The sequence below is a fragment of the Treponema primitia ZAS-1 genome (genome assembly GCF_000297095.1).
In the GTDB taxonomy this organism is placed as follows: Bacteria; Spirochaetota; Spirochaetia; order Treponematales; family Breznakiellaceae; genus Termitinema; species Termitinema primitia_A.
Map to the genome: position 1 here is coordinate 1 of NZ_AEEA01000016.1, position 1,047 is coordinate 1,047.

Here is a 1,047-nt window from a genome sequence, read left to right on the forward strand (position 1 = left end):
TTCGGCTATCTTGCAGACCACCTTTTCCCCATTTGCCAGGGTAGACTCGCGCACACGCTTCGTCCGCAGGCCAAGCTCTTTCTGCACCGCTTCGCTGATAACCAGGGTCTCCGCCCCGGTATCCACGATGGACCGTACCGTCGTTTCCCGGATTTCCGGTTCCGCCAGATGCCCGCGCTCAGCCGCACTTACATCACCCAGGTTTTTCAAGGTGATTTCTTCAAATACTGTTCCCATCATACTGCCTTCTTCTCCATTACGATTAGTATACCACACCGGGGGACCCCAGGCCAACGGCCGGACTTCCCCCATACCCCCCCTTTATGGAGCCGCCGTGCAAAATGCTTTAGTGGAAAATTATTTTTTGTGCGATTTTTTGTTTTTTTCGGCCAAAAAGGCGCCCGGCGCCCTTTTGGCGCCATGCGCCTTTTTTAAACATTGGCAAAACGCCTGTTTTGCGGTATATTCAATAGAACGAGGTACACCTGTATGTCCAATACCGAACGGTTGATACAAGAAATCGAAACCCTCCCCCCAAGCGATGTGGAAAAGGTTGTTGATTTTGTGGGCTATCTTAAATCCAAAAGCGCAAAGCCGGACTATGTCTGCCCCATTTGCGGCAAGAGCGAACACACCCCCAATGCCGAAACGATTGCGGCCCTTGAAGAAGGGGACGCCATACTGCGGGGGGAAATCCCTGCCAAGGGCTATCATTCTGCCGAAGAGCTGCTTGCGGCGCTGCATGGATAGCCCATGGAGAAGATCGACACTATTCTGTCCCTTCTGATTAATGAAGAACCCTTGCCCGCCCATTGCCGCCCCCACGGCCTTTCCGGTACCTATGCCGGGTATATGGATTGCCATATCGGGGGTGACTGGGTCCTGATTTACCGCATCAGAACGGGAACCATACTTTTTTACCGCACCGGCACCCACTCCGACTTGTTCTAGCTGTTCCCCCCCCAAAAAAAGGCACCAGTCACCATTTCGCCTTGCATAGTGATGCTGCTTTGCCCGTGAGCCCTGTTTTTTGCAGTGGTAGGATGA

General features: G+C 53.1%; 3 protein-coding genes. 2 read left to right on the forward strand and 1 reads right to left on the reverse strand.

Annotated elements, in window-relative coordinates:
• Positions 1-240: aspartyl protease family protein (locus TPRIMZ1_RS0101510; RefSeq protein WP_038077567.1), on the reverse strand; the 240-nt coding region annotated here is incomplete at its 3' end.
• 249 nt (positions 241-489) lie between these two features.
• Between TPRIMZ1_RS0101510 and TPRIMZ1_RS18245 the strand changes: the two genes are divergently transcribed.
• Positions 490-750, forward strand: coding sequence for a hypothetical protein (locus TPRIMZ1_RS18245; protein WP_010253707.1), 261 nt, complete (start codon positions 490-492; stop codon positions 748-750).
• Positions 751-753: 3 nt separating this feature from the next.
• Positions 754-951, forward strand: a complete 198-nt coding sequence (locus TPRIMZ1_RS0101525) for a type II toxin-antitoxin system YafQ family toxin (RefSeq protein WP_010253709.1) — start codon at positions 754-756, stop codon at positions 949-951.
• Positions 952-1,047: the final 96 nt, after the last annotated feature.